The sequence below is a fragment of the Litoribacterium kuwaitense genome (assembly GCF_011058155.1).
In the GTDB taxonomy this organism is placed as follows: Bacteria; Bacillota; Bacilli; order Bacillales; family DSM-28697; genus Litoribacterium; species Litoribacterium kuwaitense.
The window spans coordinates 21,671-36,462 of the sequence record NZ_JAALFC010000034.1 but is presented as its reverse complement, the minus strand read 5'-3'; the positions used below and the strand labels follow the sequence as shown (position 1 = coordinate 36,462).

Sequence of the window (14,792 nt, the reverse complement as noted above, 5' to 3'; positions counted from 1 at the left end):
TTTTTTGTGTGATAAAGTCATCGTCCTGAACATGATAGTATTTGAGAAGAGCTTTAAATTCATTTTCGTCTAAAAGATTTTTCCACTCAATTTCCTGTTCGTGCTTCATAGATAAGATACTCCTTTGGTGAGGTGTATGTCAGTGTAACATAATTTCGCTCAATACACAGAAGAAATGCTTTCGTTGACATAGCACTTCTATTTTTGGCTTCACCGCTTCTATGATAAACTAATATTGGTGGAAAAGGGCAGATTTCATATTGGAACATGATGGAAAGCCGTTCGGTTTGAGTAAACGACGAAGCGGCGACGCCCTAAAAAAAGATAGGTGTTCAAGCCGCCAGAAATGGGGGGACAGCTTTGGAGAATTGGGAACAGTTTCTAGCACCTTATGAACAAGCGATTGAAGAATTAAAAGTGAAGCTTAAAGGAATGAGAAAGCTTTTTGAAATTGATCAACAACATTCGCCAATTGAATTTGTAACCGGGCGGGTTAAACCGATTTCGAGTATTCTCGATAAAGCCCGGCGCAAAGGTGTGCCTTTTCATCAGTTAGAGGAAGGCATTCAAGATATTGCCGGATTAAGGATGATGTGTCAGTTTGTTGATGACATTGAAAAAGTTGTTCATTATTTACGAGCGCGCAATGACTTTGAGATTGTAGAGGAACGAGATTACATTGCCCAGAAAAAGGAAAGTGGCTATCGTTCCTACCACGTTGTCATTCGTTATCCTGTCGAGACGCACAATGGTCTTAAACGAATCCTTGTCGAAATTCAGATTCGCACGCTTGCAATGAATTTTTGGGCAACAGTCGAGCATTCTTTAAATTATAAATATAAAGGTCAGCTTCCGCCTGGCATTGAGATGAGGATTCAACGAGCTGCTGAAGCGGCTTTTCAGCTGGATGAAGAGATGTCGAAAATACGTGGTGAAATTCAAGAAGCGCACCAAATGTTTTTACGAAAACGCGAAAAAAAATAATCCGCCTTGGAAAAAGCAGGTGAATGGATATGAAATTTATGTTGACATCTAAAGGTGATGAAACTTCTGATGCTCTATGCAAGAAAATGCGTCAGTACTTAGAAGACTTTGATTTGAAGTGGGACCCTGAAGAGCCTGATCTAGTCATCTCTGTCGGTGGAGATGGGACGCTCTTAAGTAACTTCCACCGTTATAAAGCGCGTTTGGCAGAAACGGCTTTTATTGGCGTACATACTGGACATCTCGGCTTTTATGCGGATTGGACGCCGCAAGAGGTGGAAAAGCTTGTGATTGATATCGCGAAGACGCCATTTGACGTTGTCGAGTATCCGTTGCTCGAGGTAATGGTATCTTATATTAATGGTGATTCAGCGGCGCGTTATTTAGCACTTAATGAATGCACGGTGAAATGTGTTGAAGGCTCTCTTGTGATGGACGTGACGATAAAAAATGACCATTTTGAGACGTTCCGCGGTGATGGGCTCTGCATTTCTACGCCGTCTGGGAGTACTGCGTATAATAAAGCATTAGGTGGAGCGATCGTACATCCTTCTCTTGAAGCGATCCAGCTCGCTGAAATGGCATCGATTAACAACCGAGTATTCCGAACTGTCGGGTCACCTTTAATATTGCCCAAGCACCATACCTGTCTTCTTGAACCAGTCAATGACGTTGATTTCACTGTCACCATTGATCACTTAACCCTTTTACATAAGGATGTTCAATCGATTCAATGTAAAGTTGCTAAGGAGAAAGTGCGTTTTGCAAGGTATCGTTCTTTTCCTTTTTGGTCACGAGTGAGAGAGTCATTTATAGGTGATGCAGAATGAATTACAGCAGAAGACTGGCGTGGGAGATTCCCGCCACAGCAGAGGGTATGACGATAAAAGTCTATTTGCAGGAGGCGTGCGATTTTTCTAGCCGCACCTTCCGTACGGTCAAAAAGGACGGTCGTATACTTATTAATGGCAAACTAAAAAAAGGTTTTGACCTTTTAACGGCGGGTGATCAGCTGGAGGTTTTTCTGCCAGTAGAAGTCGTAGGCGAGCATTTAAAGCCAACCCCTTTGCAACTCGATGTCATGTATGAAGATGAGGATATCATTGTGATTAATAAGCCGCCGGGCGTGCCCTCATTGCCTCCACAGTCCGGTGACCCGTTAAATATTGCCGGGGCGTTGCTGGCGCATTACGAAGCCAATGGTGCAACTACAGCTATACATCTCGTCAACCGTCTCGACAGAGATACATCCGGAGCTATGATGGCGGCAAAACATAAGCATGCCCATCATAAGATGAGCATGCAGCAGCATTCATTTGCGTTGTCTCGTACGTACGAAGCGATCGTCACGGGCACGTTAAGACCGCCTTCAGGAACGATAGAGCAGCCAATCGGAATGAAACCAGGGAGCAAAGTAGAGAGAGCGGTTGTGCCAGGTGGGAAACACGCTGTCACTCATTATAAAACACTCTCCCCGACAAAAGACGGCCGTGATCACCTCGTCCAAGTGCAGCTTGAGACAGGGCGGACACATCAAATTCGTGTGCATATGACTTGGCTCGGCCACCCTCTTTTAGGAGATACGCTTTATGGCAAAGAAAATGACCAGATTGAAAGGCAAGCATTGCATTGTCGTGAGATGACTTTTCACCACCCGATTACTGGTGATGAAATGACCATTCACTGTCCACTGCGAGAAGATATGGCAAGGCTTTGCCCTTAAAAGCGGTCGGCGACATAAGGGAGAGAAGAAGCGACGCTCGTGCAATGATCTTCCGGATAGCTGTACGCTGTTAGCTGGCCGCCAAAGACAGCCCCTGTGTCAATGTTAATCGTACCGTTTTTTCGTACAGGATTAGATACGGGGGTATGACCGTAGACGACGGTCGCCTTCCCCTCGTAAGTTTGTGCCCAGTCCCGTCGAACGGGTCGCCCGTTAGGTAGGGTTTCCCCGGAAATATCTCCATAAAGAATAAAGGTTCTTCGCTTTTTAGGGGATGCCTTTTCTAAGGATGGCTTCCACCCAGCATGTGCCACGACAAGTTTCTCGTCGTCAAGATGTAAAGAAAGAGGGGCGTTTTCATATAACGATTTAAATAAAGTGGCAAATCTTTTTTGTTCAGGGGAGCTAAGCTCTGCCATTTCAGCGACAGTCGTCTCTAGGCCATGAGTGACTTGTACGGGTCTGCCGAGTAAATAGCGATATAATTTATCGCAATGGTTGCCTGGTACATAAAGGGCGGTGTTGCGATGGAGGACAGAGTTTGCGACAAAGCGAGCACATGCGAGAGAATGTGGACCGCGGTCAGTCAAATCACCAACAAACACACACATTCTTCCGGAGGGATGTCCCTGGATCCCTTCCGAATCGATCGTGTATGAAAGCTTTTTAAGCAGTGCTATCATTTCCGCAAAACAGCCGTGAACGTCTCCGATGATGTCGTACCTCATGATCCCACCTCCATCAGTCAAAAAAGCTTACAACACTATTGTTTCCATTTAAGCACAATTTACTTTACCTTATTTAACAAGTAGACCAGCAAGAGGAACCGCTCGTCCTTAAGAAAAGCGCCTTAATCAGCTCTCGCTTTAAGGCGTTTAGTTAAGTGGTGAGCAGTTCACAAGAAGGTTTGCCAGCTTTATTCGTTTGAAGCAAACATAAATTTTTTCGTTCTTGAGCCTATATTGAGCACAATGCCGATCGCGATCATATACGTTAAGAGAGAACTTCCCCCATAACTAATAAATGGAAGTGGAATTCCGGTAATGGGGAGCACTTGAATGGTCATACCGATATTTTGAAACACTTGAAAGCTAAACATGCCGATAATCCCGACACAAATGTAGCTGCCAAAAGGGTCGTGACAAGAAAGAGCAATATGAATCATTCGGTACATTAATAAAAAGAACAAAGAGATGACGACGCTGCCACCGACAAAGCCAAATTGGGACGCGATCACTGAAAAAATAAAATCGGTATGCGGCTCAGGCACTTGAACTGATAGATGCCCGAAACCGACGCCATTAATTTGTCCTGAGCCGATCGCTAAAAGCGACTTTACAAGGTGAAAACCTTCATCGCTGGCAAATTCGTTTGGAGAAAGCCAACCGTAAAAGCGGTTTATTTGGTACTCGGCGAGAATGTGCTCTTTAAAAAAATCAGGAAAAGCAAAATAGATGTATACAAGTATTGATAGGAATAAAATGCCGAGAGCAAGAATTAAAGCTAAAATTCGCCACCGAATGCCGGAAACGATCAGGATTGAGCCTAAGATGGCAAGCAATACAAGCCCAGTGCCTAAATCAGGTTGTTCCATGATGAAGACAAAAGGGACAAATGTGACGCCGACAAGTTTGGCTAGTAACCAAAGGTCATCCTGCACAGTTTTTTCGGGTCGCTTTTCTTGGTGATCTGCGATGATTTTGGCGAGCAGAATGATAAGAAATACTTTCATCAATTCTGAAGGCTGAAAGCTGCCTCCGGGTATAGAATACCAGCTGGTTGCATTATTATTTGTCTCTACAAGACCAGGCGGAAAATTTAAAAATAGTCCTAATAGCAATACAAGCCCAAAGCCGTACAAAATCCAGCTCATTGGCTTGAGGCGATCATAGTCTGGTACCATGACAGCGACAATTGCTAGGGTGCCAATCACATACCAGACCCCTTGTTTAACGGCAAAATTGAAACCTTGCAGTTTTTCAGGTAGGATCAATTCTGCGCTCTGAATAGCCAGCATGCTTGTACATGCGAGCATGATCATGATGGCGATGAGTGAAACATCGATTTGTTGTAATGGCGTTTTCTCTTGATTCATAGCAGTTAAAGTCCTTTCCGAAGTCTCAACTCATAGTTATTCTACAGAATATGTCGTTGTTTGACAAAACTTTCAACAATAAGGTGGTGCCAAGTGATGCTAGAAGACAAAGGTGAATTCGAACGAGCCTTACATCAATTAGAAAACATTCTCTCCAAGGGCGAAATAGATGCATTCAGAACGATGTTTCTCGATCTGCACGGGTTTGACCGAGCGCAAATTATCGTGCAATTGGATATGGAAAAACGCATCCAGGTGTATGAGTTTCTATCTCCTGAAGAAATGGCAGACATCTTTGAAAACATCGAGCGCGATAATCAACAGACGTACCTAGCAGAAATGCACCCCTTATATGCGTCAACGATGCTTAGTAAAATGTATACAGACGATGCCGTAGATGTATTAAGCGATATGAAACCCTCAGAAGTTGCGGGTTATTTAAATATGATGCCTGAGGAGGCGTCATCAGATATTAAAGAGCTGCTTCATTATGAAGAGAAGACAGCCGGAAGCTTAATGACCAAAGAATTTATTGCCGTTCGCTCTGGGCAGACTGTCCAAGAAGCGATGGCTTTATTAAAACAGCAGGCGCCTGAGGCAGAGACGATTTATTACGTTTATGTCATAGGGCCGATGCAAAAGCTGCTTGGTGTTTTATCTTTACGCACATTAATTGTTGCGAGTGAAGAGAAACTCGTTGATGACATTCTTAATGAGCGTGTCCTCACTGTTAAAGTATGGGAAGACCAGGAGGAGGTTGCTCAGCGCGTGAAGGACTATGATCTGCTAGCAGTCCCCGTCGTAGATGTGCACGATCGCATGCTCGGTATTATTACTGTTGATGACATTGTCGATGTTATTGATGAAGAGGCATCCGATGATTATTCGAAGCTTGCTGCGGCAGGGGATGCTCGTATGGCAGAGCGACATGCTTGGGAGTCGGCTAAAAAAAGGCTGCCATGGTTAATTATTCTATTGTTTCTCGGCATGATGACAGCGACGTTAATCCAGCAATTTGAGTCAACGCTTGAGCAAGTGGCCATTCTGGCTATTTTTATTCCGATGATTGCCGGAATGGCGGGAAATACTGGGACGCAGGCGTTGGCGGTCGCGGTAAGAAAAATCGCTACGAAAGAGGCGAATGAAGAGAATCATTGGCGCTTGATTTTACGTGAAGCTGGCACGGGCGTGATTACCGGAGCAGTGTGCGGTACCCTTATTACATGTCTTATTGCCTTCTGGCAGAACTCTTTGGCATTGGGTTTACTTGTCGGTATCTCGATTTTCTTTACTTTAATCGTAGCAACATTAGCCGGGGCACTTGTTCCCCTTTTAATGCACAGGCTTCGTGTTGACCCGGCAGTGGCCTCAGGACCATTTATAACAACGATCAATGACTTAATTAGCATCTTGATCTATTTTAGCGCAGCGCGTTTGTTTTTAACATTTTTGCTACCTTAGGCACTCTGATCTCGCTTACTTCTTCGCGAATGGCAGAAACAAAAAGGGGAGTGTTCACGAAGTCACTTCATCTTTTTCATAGAGTAGCACTTATGAATATGCTATACTACTATGAAAGAATTTCATATGTTTTTTATAATAGGAGGATCGAATAAGATGCCATTGTCATTAGAAGGACGTACATATGTTGTCATGGGTGTTGCAAATAAACGCAGCATCGCTTGGGGGATTGCTCGTTCGCTTCATCAAGCTGGTGCCCAGCTTGTGTTTACATACGCAACGGAACGTCTTGAAAAGGGCGTAAGAGAGCTGGCGGAAACTTTAGAATCTGACCCAATTGTTGTACCATGTGATGTAACGAAGGACGAAGATGTAGAAAAGGCATTCGCGACCATTCATGAGCAAGCAGGCACAATTCATGGACTTGCCCACTGTATTGCTTTTGCTAACAAAGAAGATTTGCGCGGCAATTTTATTGATACATCTCGAGAAGGCTTTTTAATGGCGCACGACATTAGTGCCTACTCACTCACTGTTGTCGCTCGAGCAGCTAAACCTTACATGTCTGAAGATGCGGGAATCACTACGATGACGTATCTCGGTGGCGAACGGGTCGTACAAAATTACAATGTGATGGGAGTGGCAAAGGCAGCCCTTGACGCTAGTGTGAAATACTTGGCCGAAGATCTTGGTCAGTATGGCATTCGCGTAAATGCTGTATCTGCGGGACCAATCCGTACACTTTCCGCTAAAGGAATTGGCGGTTTTAATGATATTTTGAAAGACATCGAGGAAAAAGCACCACTCCGTCGTACAGTGACACAGGAGGAAGTTGGCGATGCTGCCCTCTTCTTGCTTAGTCCTCTAGCGCGTGGGATTACAGGTGAAGTACTTCATGTTGATGGCGGTTTTAATATTCTTGGAACGTAATTGAATTGCAAAAAGTGTAGACGGTCTGGTGAGACCTTTGTCTACACTTTTTTAGGTGAAAACGGAAGTGATCCGTCGTACAAGACGCGCTAAGATGAGAGCGTCTTTTCATTTGCGTTTTTTAATAAAGGTGAGAAAAGCGTTTGTCAACGAATTGGGCAGTTGCGATCACTAATGAATGGCAATACTGCTCATTCTATTGAAAGCGCAGTCATGAGAAGGACGAGCTAGTTATGGGCACATTACCCAATATGCGTGCATATCAATAACTATCAAGGAAGGAGTGAATCGACGAATGAAGACAACGAAACGTAAGCCATTGCTTTATATCGTCCAGCCGGATTTTCCGGTGACTGATGAAGGGATGCAGGAAAGCTCCTCTTACAAAGTAAATGAAGATCCGGGAGGTCAGCAGTACGCTACTCCGTCAGAAACAGAAGAGCGTGTAGAGCTTGAGAAAAAGGAAGAAGCGGTTGGCGTTGATAATGACCAACAAGAACACCGACAAAAAAGAAAGTCTGCGAATCAAGCAACGCATCATCCCATTATCCCTTCGATACCTACAAAGCAATCGAACGAAGCGTCCAGTAAACCTCCAGAAGGTTCGCGGATGGAACACGCAACGACAGACAGGAAAAGCGGGACACGGAAAAGAACTCAGTTTAAGCAGCTAAGCATTCCGGAGAAAATTGCCTTTTTAAATCGGCAGCGTAAAGTGTCTAAGCCGCTATGTGAAATAACTACAGAAGAAGAAACCATTCGTGGTCACGTCATCGATGCTGAAGGGGATACAGTGACATTAAGAAAAATGAATGGGTTAAAAAGTGACATTTCATTGGAGGCCATTCAATCCGTTAAGCTTATTGGTTTTTAAAATAGTAAAAAAAAGAGGATCGCAAAAGCGATCCTTTTTAACGATGATGATGATGGTGGTGATCGTCGGAAGAAGAAGAGCTTTCGTCACAATCACAATCGTGATCGTGATCGCGTCCGCTGCCGCGAAGCAAATCAGGGTCTAAGCACTGAATTGCACAGAAGCAATCTAGATCGACTTCAACACAGTAATCTGTTTTTACAAGGCGTGTGACGTCGCAGACGTCTTTCTTTGAATCTACAGAGATCGGACGGCGTCCATCAAATGGTCTAAGCAGCTGTAACGTTGCACAAGAGCCCTTAATGGAATTGACACGGAAAAAGACACTTTGGAAGCAAGAGCCGTCAAATAATCTACCTACGTTGCCGAAAGCGCTAAACAGATCGTTACAGTCGCTACGGCAGAAAAGAATGAATGGAATTGTGTCACCACGGCTTTGTGTGTTTGAGAGCAGGTTGCTAAAACAACTCGTGTTACACTCGTCTTCAACAGCTTCCTGCATCTCATGTATGTGGTAGACTGCGTCCACTACGCAATTGAATCCACCTTTATGATCTTCGCATCCCATGTTCATACACTCCTTCTTTTTTTAAGCTTAAGGCGTTTTGTTCACTAATTACAATATAAAGAGACAGGGCATTTGGTGATTGGATTTGCACGATTTCTTTAAATTGGGCTTTGTCTACCCCTGTTTGAAAGAAAGGCAGCCGCTCAGCTGCCCCTTCCACGAATTTGTACAGACTATCCGATGACGAGTTCAGGAGACAAGCATTGAATTGCACAGAAGCAGTCTAAGTCCACTTCTATACAGATGTCTGTTTTTTCAAGGCAACGTAAATTGCGGTCGCAAGGATTGTCTAAGTCATCCAGCTGATTCCCTCTTTTATCTAGCGGACGAAGCAAAGATAGCGTCGCGCAGCAATCATTTTTTACGTTTTCAACACGGAAAAAGACGGTTTTAAAGCACCCTTCTGGTCCAACAAGCCCACCGATATTTCCGAAGGTTTTAAAAAGCTTGCCGCAATCTTTTTTACAAAACAGAATAAATGGTACTGTGTCACCCATAGTAGTGTCTGGTGATAGTAAGTTACTGTAACAGCTAGAAGCACACTTATCTTCAGCTTCTTCTTGCATCACATGAATGTGTTTAATGGCGTCACAAACGCAATTTCTTGCTTTTGGATAGCCATAATCTTTTTCTTTGTGTTTTTTGCCGCAGCCCATTCCGTTCACCTCTTTCAATGAATTTGACAAATGTGTCACTATACACTATGTAGATGTACTATATCGGTGTGGGCAAGCGTCACTTCAGATGTGAAGTTGATTTTCTTATGTCATTTACATGCAGATGCCTAACTTTTTTAATTGAAAATGCATACACTGCTATGAATTGATTAAAGAAGGAGGGATTTGCATGTCAGATGAAAGAAGAAAGCAAGTGATTCGGGCTGATAAAGTGATTATTAAAGCGGATGAAGTCATTGTCATTGATGAAAGTGACAAAAGAAAACGTCGCCGCCACGGCAGAGATGATGAGAGCTCCCCAAGAGACTTTGACAGAGATGACCATGATCGTCGTAGACGTCACCCGTTTTTTTAAAAAAGCTTTGAACACGGTGGAATCGATCTGTTATGAAGTAGAAAAACAAAAGAATAGCAGGATAAAGCATCAGCCTTTAGACAATAAAAACACACAGAAAAACGCAGAGGTTTTTATTCCTCTGCGTTTTTTCGGTTGACATATAGTCCGTCTTGCCCGAATGTTCCGTTCATTTTCTAGGGCGAGTTACTTTTGGTTAACATCTTTAGTGAACGCACACAGGTCATGCATATGCTGAAAGCCGACTTTCTTATACATGTTGATCGCCTGCTCATTGGCGGAGTTAACACAAAGGCGAATGTGTTCAATCCCTTCGAATGTAAATAACCATTGTAAGGCGCCAGTTAACAATTGTACGCCAGCCCATGACCTCTTTCAGACTTCGCAACCGAAAAAAATTCAATGCTTGCTTCACCAAATTCTGGTTCTGCCTCTACATAAATATATCCACATAACATGTCTTTTTTAGTGATCATAACATGATATGTTTGAATACATTGAAAAAAAGGAATAACATCGTATAACTGAAAAGGTAGCGGGGTGGTTTGTGATGTGGATAGCACCTGTCATGACGGAACAATATCAATGGTATGCTGATCGGTTAGCACCGGAGCGAGTAGAAAAAGGGGTTTTGCGTGTTCAGCCTGTTCGCGCGGTCACTGCTGAAGAAGATTTTTCTTGGCAAGCAGAGGGAAATACTGTTGACAAACGTACGCAAATAACCGATATAAAAACGTGGGAAAGTAAAATAACCGGCCAAGGCGGCCGGCTGGATGTTTACGTTTAACGTTTTTAGCCAAGAAGTCTCCATCTTCAGCGATGAGATGGAGATGAATTGGCTTTCGGTCAAGTACGTCTTTAGACGTTCTTGACCGAAAGCATGTTATCATAAGAGCATGAAGTGTTCTTCGAAAACTGGATGTATGAGGTTGCATGGAGAAACTAATCATACGAAAACCAAGCAAATCCTTCCATGCGTAAAATATCCAAGGTACGAAAGAAACTCCGAATCGTCGGACATCTAGGGCAGGAACTTCCCGAAGTAACGCTCATGGAGACGAAAGGAGACGAAAGGTTGCTTTCGTCGTGGAAATGAGAAGCTCCCACTTCAAGCGAAGCTAAGTGGTGAGTAGTTCAAAGAGACCTTTCCATTTTTACATGGGGAATATTCGCCTCTAAAAACGGCTCAGACACAGTTTGGTAGCCAAGCTTTAAATAAAAATCCTCAGCATGCGCTTGAGCATTTAAATGTATAGCGTGCCACCCATTTAGAGACGCCATTTGGGTTACAGCATTCATCAGCTCACGCCCTGCACCTGTGCCGCGCGTGCTTTTTAATACACAGAGGCGCTCTACTTTGCCAACACCGGGCGATTTTTCCCGAAGTCGTACAGCGCCGACCGGAGCATTATCTATATAACAGACGGCATGCAGTGCGTTTACATCATGTTCATCCATTTCCACATCTTGCGGAACTTGCTGCTCCTCAATAAACACGTGTTTTCGAATGAGAAAGCAATCGTTTCGTACGGATTCACTTGCGGCCCATTGAATCTTCATCTCTTACATCTCCTTGAAGTGGGTATGTCTCGTCAACGGACCAAGAACCATTCTCTAATTGATAACACAAATGGACCCGGTAGATTTTCTCAGTAAAATCGAAAGATGTCATACGTAAGCTTTCATATACATCAAACAATTCGTCGTTTGAAAGCTCTTGACCAATTGTAATGTGCGGTACGAATGCATACGCATCATCTGAAGGATAAGGATGGGGCTTTAATGCTTCATACAATTGTAGGAGTGTATCATTTTTTTCTACTTTGAAATAGATGACGTTGTTGACCGGATTGAATGTACCGACTTTTTTGACCTGGATGTCCACCGGAGGAAGACTGGCTACGGTCTGCTTGAGCATTTTTTTGAAATCGTCCACTTGTTCAAGTTCAAAAGCAGGCTTAATCGTAATGTGTGGCGGGATAAGGGAATATCTAGGATCGTAGCGTTTTCTGTAGGAATTGGCTTCATCCTGGATGCGTTTTGATGGGAAAAGTACGACGCCATACTGCAAAAGAGGTTCCTCCTATTCAAAACCGATAATCTTAATAACATAACTGTTACGTCATGCTATTATGTATAGTATAGCAAATGATTGGCGTTTTAACGAAATTTGTGTGTAAGCTATAAGAAAAAAGCTGAGCGATGGGAAAAGAATGCTCAGAGGAGAGGGTCTTTTTATATGAAAAAACAAAATCGTGTGCATAGCAAAGACATTGAACGAGCAGCAAAAGCGATGCTAGTAGAAAGAGGCGTGACTGTGCAGGATATTGCGGATATTGTTTATGACATGCAAGCACCATATAATGCCGATCTGCTTATGGAAGACTGCGTTGAAAGTGTGGAAGCCGTCCTTGAAAAACGGGAAATACAGCATGCCTTGCTTGTCGGGATTGATTTAGACCGGTTGGCTGAGAAGAAGCTGCTGTCAGAGCCGCTGCAATCGATCGTAGAGTCTGATGAAGGGTTGTTCGGAATTGATGAAACAATCGGCTTTGGGGCCGTCTTTGGCTACGGCAGTATCGCGGTGACGACCTATGGTCATTTAGATAAAGATAAGCCTGGCATCATCGGAAAATTAGATACGAAAACAGACGAAGCTGTTCATACATTTTTAGATGACCTTGTCGCAAGCATTGCTTCAAATGCCTCAAGTCGACTTGCTCACCGACTTCGTGATAAAGAAGAGGAGCTTGAGGCACAAGATATTGAGAAGAAAGATCAAGAAGAGCGAATTAGCTGATTTTGTTGAGAAACGAACTTGGCGATTCCAAAGGAAATTGAATTTATAAATGAATTTGAAACAGAAAATACCTCCTTGCAATTTATGCAAGGAGGTATTTTGGATGATTCCGACTGGGCTCGAACCAGCGACCTCTACCCTGTCAAGGTAGCGCTCTCCCAGCTGAGCTACGGAATCACATCTGGGTTTGTTTCGACAAAAAATAGTATACTATGTAGAAAATTAGAAGTCAATAGAAAAAATAAAGGTCGTTGGAAAAAACTTCGATATATTTTCTTACATCTTCGCAGTTGATTTGTGTTTTTTTATGTTAGATTATCTTACAAGGGAGTCGATACTTAAAATGATGATTCGATATAATTAAACAAATAAGATAAGGCGAGAGGTGAGGTCGAATGGGAAATGAGCCCACGTCCTATCGAGAACGAAAGGTGATCTCGATTGGCGTCGTTAAAGAGTTGACAGGCTTATCTGAAAGGCAGATTCGTTATTATGAAGAACGAAAGCTCATTTTTCCAGAACGGTCTGCACGAGGATCGCGTAAGTATTCTTTTGATGATGTGGAACGGCTGATGGACATTGCTAACCAAATTGAGGACGGGGTGCAGACGTTTGAAATTCGTCAAGAAATGATCAGAAAAGAGAAAAATGAAGCAAAAAAAGAAACTGTGCGGGAAGATATGCTTCGTGGGCAATTAAATGCTTATTTTCATATGCGTAAATAATGAACAAAACTTTGTTGGCGATAGGCTGACAGAGTTTTTATTTTTTTGCCTCACGCTTCGGGTTTGTCTGGGAGTAATGCCTTTAACACTTCTGTGAGCACGCGGTTTAATTTGTAATCGACGCTATTGCGGTCGTCATAATGAATGGCTTGCTTATACAATTGGCGAACGTCGTCATTTGGAATCATAAAATGTGCTTGTTCTTCTGAATCATTATAAAGCTCGATAAACGTATCGAGTCCAGCGTTTAAATCGTCAATGGCTTTACTAAGTGCAGCTTGCTCTTCCTTTGAAAGATACACAAATCATTCTCCTTTTTAATGTGATTGTTCTCGAAAACGGATGATTTTATGTTTACCTAAGCTGAATGACGTAGAACTCATCCCTTCCTTTTGGTAAAATAAATGAAGATCAAAGGAAATGAGGAAGGATGACAGACATGAACGTCGCAGCAGGAGTAGATATTGGCGGGACAAAAACTGCCATTGGTATTGTTGATGACAAAGGGGCTTTATTAGCTAAGGAAGTGCTTCCTACTGATCAAAGTGTGTCCCCTTATGAAATGATTGATCGCATGGCACAGACCATTCATCATTTGTTGGAAGGGTTAGGGAAAACAGCTGAAGCGTTAAGTGGGATTGGTATTGGGGCGCCGGGACCTCTTGATTCAAGAGAAGGCAAGATCATTAATCCGCCAAACTTAACAGCGTGGAGAGATATCGAAGTGACGGGACGTTTTAAAGAGCATTTTGCGGTGCCTGTCACGTTAGAAAATGATGCAAATGCTGCGACATTGGCTGAAAAATGGGTAGGAGCTGCGCAGGATAACGACAATTTTATATACATGACTGTGTCTACGGGAATTGGCGCTGGTATTTATGCGAATGGCCAGTTAATTACCGGGAAGAGCGGCAATGCAGGTGACATTGGTCATATGGTGATTGATCCTTCGTTTGGATCGCGTGAAGGTGAAATCGAAGGCGGCTTCGAATACATTGCTTCTGGGACAGGGATTGCTCGTCACGCATCAAAGCTGCTCGGTGAGTCGGTGACGACAGCGGAAGTATTCCAACGAGCAAACGAAGGCGACCAGCAGCTTCAGGAATTTGTAAATATGATTTTTGAAAAAATCGGTGTCGGCTGTGTCTCCTTAATCAATATTTTAGATCCGGAAAAGATCGTGATCGGCGGTGGGGTTACGAAAGTCGGTCGACCGTTGTTTGATGCAGTTCAAGCTTTTGTTAGTGAGCGCGCACTTGGTCCTAGAGGAAGAGAAACTGTCATCGTACCTTCCGGACTTAGTCAAGACTCAGGAGTGATTGGGGCAGCAGCGCTTATTTTGTACGGAAAAAAAGCCAATCAATAAAAACGGACTGGATTTTGTCAAGGAGATTAGGGACTCTGGCAAATGCTTGCGTTCGTCATTGCTCTCGCTATTTGTCCTCTTGTGAATAGGTATCCGTGTTTTTGCTCGATTTCATAAGGCGTTTTAAAGCTTGGTTATGCATGTGAGAATTGTTTAGTGACCTCTAATAAAAGAGTGTTACAAAGCTTGTAAAGCCATTGTCTGCACTTTGAAGACCTGCCTGTTGTAGGCAGG

Annotated in this window: 19 protein-coding genes and 1 tRNA gene; 11 read left to right on the top strand and 9 right to left on the bottom strand. The window is 43.3% G+C overall.

Annotated elements, in window-relative coordinates; translation table 11 throughout:
• Positions 1–360 precede the first annotated feature (360 nt).
• Genes yjbM through G4V62_RS14835 form a run of 3 tightly spaced genes read left to right on the top strand, consistent with a single transcriptional unit; the run spans position 361 to position 2,707 of the window.
• Positions 361–984 (top strand): GTP diphosphokinase, encoded by a 624-nt coding sequence (gene yjbM, locus G4V62_RS14845; protein ID WP_165203529.1) that lies wholly within the window; start codon positions 361–363, stop codon positions 982–984.
• Between the two features lie 29 nt (positions 985–1,013).
• Positions 1,014–1,814 (top strand): NAD kinase, encoded by an 801-nt coding sequence (locus G4V62_RS14840; RefSeq protein ID WP_165203527.1) that lies wholly within the window; start codon positions 1,014–1,016, stop codon positions 1,812–1,814.
• Positions 1,811–2,707 (top strand): RluA family pseudouridine synthase, encoded by an 897-nt coding sequence (locus G4V62_RS14835; RefSeq protein WP_165203525.1) that lies wholly within the window; start codon positions 1,811–1,813, stop codon positions 2,705–2,707. The genes G4V62_RS14840 and G4V62_RS14835 overlap by 4 nt, the downstream gene beginning before the upstream one ends.
• On the opposite strand, the gene G4V62_RS14830 is transcribed toward G4V62_RS14835, so the two are convergent.
• Both G4V62_RS14830 and G4V62_RS14825 read right to left on the bottom strand, forming a co-directional pair.
• Positions 2,704–3,435: a metallophosphoesterase gene (locus tag G4V62_RS14830; RefSeq protein WP_165203523.1), complete on the bottom strand. Its 732-nt coding sequence runs from the start codon at positions 3,433–3,435 to the stop codon at positions 2,704–2,706. The genes G4V62_RS14835 and G4V62_RS14830 overlap by 4 nt on opposite strands.
• Positions 3,436–3,623: 188 nt before the next feature.
• On the bottom strand, positions 3,624–4,802 hold the full coding sequence (locus G4V62_RS14825) for an FtsW/RodA/SpoVE family cell cycle protein (RefSeq protein ID WP_165203521.1): 1,179 nt from the start codon (positions 4,800–4,802) through the stop codon (positions 3,624–3,626).
• 96 nt (positions 4,803–4,898) lie between these two features.
• On the opposite strand from G4V62_RS14825, the gene mgtE reads away from it, so the two are divergent.
• The 3 genes from mgtE to G4V62_RS14810 all read left to right on the top strand — a co-directional run bounded on the left by mgtE (position 4,899) and on the right by G4V62_RS14810 (position 8,067).
• A complete protein-coding gene (mgtE, locus tag G4V62_RS14820) occupies positions 4,899–6,263 on the top strand; it encodes a magnesium transporter (RefSeq protein ID WP_165203519.1) in 1,365 nt (454 codons plus the stop codon).
• Between the two features lie 156 nt (positions 6,264–6,419).
• Positions 6,420–7,193: an enoyl-ACP reductase FabI gene (gene fabI, locus G4V62_RS14815; protein ID WP_165203517.1), complete on the top strand. Its 774-nt coding sequence runs from the start codon at positions 6,420–6,422 to the stop codon at positions 7,191–7,193.
• Positions 7,194–7,488: 295 nt separating this feature from the next.
• Positions 7,489–8,067 carry a CotO family spore coat protein gene (locus G4V62_RS14810; protein WP_165203515.1) on the top strand — a complete coding sequence of 193 codons (579 nt, stop codon included), beginning with the start codon at positions 7,489–7,491 and terminating at the stop codon, positions 8,065–8,067.
• Between the two features lie 37 nt (positions 8,068–8,104).
• On the opposite strand, the gene G4V62_RS14805 is transcribed toward G4V62_RS14810, so the two are convergent.
• Both G4V62_RS14805 and G4V62_RS14800 read right to left on the bottom strand, forming a co-directional pair.
• Complete coding sequence (locus G4V62_RS14805) at positions 8,105–8,635, bottom strand: CotY/CotZ family spore coat protein (protein WP_165203513.1); 531 nt, start codon at positions 8,633–8,635, stop codon at positions 8,105–8,107.
• Positions 8,636–8,808: 173 nt separating this feature from the next.
• Positions 8,809–9,291: a CotY/CotZ family spore coat protein gene (locus tag G4V62_RS14800; protein ID WP_165203511.1), complete on the bottom strand. Its 483-nt coding sequence runs from the start codon at positions 9,289–9,291 to the stop codon at positions 8,809–8,811.
• A gap of 190 nt (positions 9,292–9,481) precedes the next feature.
• Between G4V62_RS14800 and G4V62_RS14795 the strand changes: the two genes are divergently transcribed.
• Positions 9,482–9,667 carry a hypothetical protein gene (locus G4V62_RS14795; RefSeq protein ID WP_165203509.1) on the top strand — a complete coding sequence of 62 codons (186 nt, stop codon included), beginning with the start codon at positions 9,482–9,484 and terminating at the stop codon, positions 9,665–9,667.
• A gap of 186 nt (positions 9,668–9,853) precedes the next feature.
• On the opposite strand, the gene G4V62_RS20015 is transcribed toward G4V62_RS14795, so the two are convergent.
• Positions 9,854–10,018, bottom strand: a complete 165-nt coding sequence (locus tag G4V62_RS20015) for a GNAT family N-acetyltransferase (RefSeq protein ID WP_246218460.1) — start codon at positions 10,016–10,018, stop codon at positions 9,854–9,856.
• A gap of 196 nt (positions 10,019–10,214) precedes the next feature.
• Between G4V62_RS20015 and G4V62_RS14785 the strand changes: the two genes are divergently transcribed.
• Entirely contained in the window at positions 10,215–10,454 is a 240-nt protein-coding gene (locus tag G4V62_RS14785) for a hypothetical protein (RefSeq protein ID WP_165203507.1), read from the top strand.
• A gap of 347 nt (positions 10,455–10,801) precedes the next feature.
• Here G4V62_RS14785 and G4V62_RS14780 read toward each other — a convergent pair whose 3' ends face one another.
• The gene (locus tag G4V62_RS14780) at positions 10,802–11,227 is read right to left on the bottom strand and encodes a GNAT family N-acetyltransferase (protein ID WP_165203505.1); all 426 of its coding nucleotides are present in this window, start codon (positions 11,225–11,227) and stop codon (positions 10,802–10,804) included.
• Positions 11,202–11,738, bottom strand: coding sequence for a 2'-5' RNA ligase family protein (locus tag G4V62_RS14775; RefSeq protein ID WP_165203503.1), 537 nt, complete (start codon positions 11,736–11,738; stop codon positions 11,202–11,204). The genes G4V62_RS14780 and G4V62_RS14775 overlap by 26 nt, the downstream gene beginning before the upstream one ends.
• A gap of 168 nt (positions 11,739–11,906) precedes the next feature.
• On the opposite strand from G4V62_RS14775, the gene G4V62_RS14770 reads away from it, so the two are divergent.
• Positions 11,907–12,467, top strand: a complete 561-nt coding sequence (locus G4V62_RS14770; RefSeq protein WP_165203501.1) for a phosphatidylglycerophosphatase A family protein — start codon at positions 11,907–11,909, stop codon at positions 12,465–12,467.
• Between the two features lie 104 nt (positions 12,468–12,571).
• Here G4V62_RS14770 and G4V62_RS14765 read toward each other — a convergent pair.
• Positions 12,572–12,644: transfer RNA gene (locus G4V62_RS14765), tRNA-Val, on the bottom strand.
• A gap of 218 nt (positions 12,645–12,862) precedes the next feature.
• Between G4V62_RS14765 and G4V62_RS14760 the strand changes: the two genes are divergently transcribed.
• Complete coding sequence (locus G4V62_RS14760; RefSeq protein WP_165203499.1) at positions 12,863–13,192, top strand: MerR family transcriptional regulator; 330 nt, start codon at positions 12,863–12,865, stop codon at positions 13,190–13,192.
• A gap of 50 nt (positions 13,193–13,242) precedes the next feature.
• On the opposite strand, the gene G4V62_RS14755 is transcribed toward G4V62_RS14760, so the two are convergent.
• Positions 13,243–13,494, bottom strand: a complete 252-nt coding sequence (locus G4V62_RS14755; protein ID WP_165203497.1) for an atypical membrane-integrating protein (Mistic protein) — start codon at positions 13,492–13,494, stop codon at positions 13,243–13,245.
• Positions 13,495–13,622: 128 nt separating this feature from the next.
• Here G4V62_RS14755 and G4V62_RS14750 point away from each other — a divergent pair, with 128 nt between their 5' ends.
• Positions 13,623–14,558, top strand: a complete 936-nt coding sequence (locus G4V62_RS14750) for an ROK family protein (RefSeq protein ID WP_312855504.1) — start codon at positions 13,623–13,625, stop codon at positions 14,556–14,558.
• The last annotated feature ends 234 nt before the right edge of the window (positions 14,559–14,792 follow it).

Coding starts and splice junctions, on each gene's coding strand:
- G4V62_RS14795 (WP_165203509.1), top strand. CDS start 9,482: ATGTCAGATGAAAGAAGAAAGCAAGTGATTCGGGCTGATAAAGTGATT.
- G4V62_RS14770 (WP_165203501.1), top strand. CDS start 11,907: ATGAAAAAACAAAATCGTGTGCATAGCAAAGACATTGAACGAGCAGCA.
- fabI (WP_165203517.1), top strand. CDS start 6,420: ATGCCATTGTCATTAGAAGGACGTACATATGTTGTCATGGGTGTTGCA.
- G4V62_RS14840 (WP_165203527.1), top strand. CDS start 1,014: ATGAAATTTATGTTGACATCTAAAGGTGATGAAACTTCTGATGCTCTA.
- G4V62_RS14805 (WP_165203513.1), bottom strand. CDS start 8,635: ATGGGATGCGAAGATCATAAAGGTGGATTCAATTGCGTAGTGGACGCA.
- G4V62_RS14800 (WP_165203511.1), bottom strand. CDS start 9,291: ATGGGCTGCGGCAAAAAACACAAAGAAAAAGATTATGGCTATCCAAAA.
- G4V62_RS14810 (WP_165203515.1), top strand. CDS start 7,489: ATGAAGACAACGAAACGTAAGCCATTGCTTTATATCGTCCAGCCGGAT.
- G4V62_RS14760 (WP_165203499.1), top strand. CDS start 12,863: ATGGGAAATGAGCCCACGTCCTATCGAGAACGAAAGGTGATCTCGATT.
- G4V62_RS14750 (WP_312855504.1), top strand. CDS start 13,623: ATGACAGACATGAACGTCGCAGCAGGAGTAGATATTGGCGGGACAAAA.
- mgtE (WP_165203519.1), top strand. CDS start 4,899: ATGCTAGAAGACAAAGGTGAATTCGAACGAGCCTTACATCAATTAGAA.
- G4V62_RS14835 (WP_165203525.1), top strand. CDS start 1,811: ATGAATTACAGCAGAAGACTGGCGTGGGAGATTCCCGCCACAGCAGAG.
- G4V62_RS14830 (WP_165203523.1), bottom strand. CDS start 3,435: ATGAGGTACGACATCATCGGAGACGTTCACGGCTGTTTTGCGGAAATG.
- G4V62_RS14825 (WP_165203521.1), bottom strand. CDS start 4,802: ATGAATCAAGAGAAAACGCCATTACAACAAATCGATGTTTCACTCATC.
- G4V62_RS14780 (WP_165203505.1), bottom strand. CDS start 11,227: ATGAAGATTCAATGGGCCGCAAGTGAATCCGTACGAAACGATTGCTTT.